This window comes from Oleiphilus sp. HI0125 (assembly GCF_001635355.1).
On the sequence record NZ_LWGF01000093.1, the window covers coordinates 1 to 1,089 of the forward strand.

At 45.3% G+C, this 1,089-nt stretch carries 1 protein-coding gene and 1 pseudogene; both read right to left on the bottom strand.

Features of this window, described 5'->3' with window-relative positions; all coding sequences use genetic code 11:
* Positions 1-158 (bottom strand): annotated as a pseudogene (locus A3762_RS25595) (NAD(P)(+) transhydrogenase (Re/Si-specific) subunit alpha); the annotation flags it as partial.
* The coding region (locus A3762_RS01530; RefSeq protein ID WP_197468930.1) for a malate:quinone oxidoreductase at positions 152-1,089 on the bottom strand (938 nt) is incomplete at its 5' end. The gene A3762_RS01530 and the pseudogene A3762_RS25595, both read right to left, overlap by 7 nt.

The window sequence follows — 1,089 nt, forward strand, 5'->3', positions numbered from 1 at the left end:
CTACTGCGGTACTCTTCATCGGTAAAGTGTGCGCCGTCGCCAGCACCTTGTTCAACGATAACTTCGTAACCGGCCTCAAGCAGTTCTGGCACGCCAGCAGGAATAATCGCAACGCGATTTTCTTGTGCTTGAGATTCTTTTGGAATTCCGATCAACATAAGGTTGACTCCATATGAGGGTTTGATTCTAAAAAGCTTGGCACTGTGCTTACTGAATCTGATAAGCCCAGTGTTGAATGTGTAAATGCTCTAACATTTGCTAAGAGTTGAGCATCGTTTTTCAATGAGTGTCCGTAACTTGGAATTAGCGATTGAAGCGTGACTAAGTGACTGCCTTGAGTCAGTTCAGGCATACAACGTTCAATGACATCAAGCATTGCTGATACACAGGTCGACGCACCTGGGGAGGCACCCATAAGTGCCGCCAAAGAGCGATCTTTGGTTGCTAATACTTCTGTTCCAAATTCCAAAGAGCCTTTTCCTTGTACTCCTGTTTTAATGATTTGCACGCGCTGACCCGCACGGCGTAACTGCCATTCGCTATGATCAGCTTGTGGTAAGAACCCATTTAAGTGAGTAAGTCTTGCGTCACGTGAACTGAGTGCTTCTTTTACTAAGTACTGCGTAAGAGACCAGTTGTTACGAGCAACGTGTAAAAGGTTGGCAATATTGTCTAAACGTACGCTACGAATAAGATCTAGGATGTTGCCTTGTTTTAAAAATTTCGTCGTAAAGCCTGCAAACGGTCCGAACAGTAGTGCAGGCTTACCATCAATGTAACGTGTATCTAAATGAGGTACAGACATAGGTGGTGCACCTACCTCCGCTTGGCTATATACCTTCGCGTTGTGAGACAACGCAAGCTCTTCGTTCTGGCATGCTAACCAAATACCTGAGACTGGGAAGCCTCCATAACCTTTAGCTTCCTTGACGCCAGATTTTTGCAGTAAAGATAAGCTAGCGCCGCCAGCACCAATGAATACAAAACCTGAATTAAATACCGTACGTTCACCAGACTTTACGTTCTGAACTGTGACATGCCAGCGATCACCTTGTTTATCTAGGTTTACGACGCGGGAACTTACCCTTA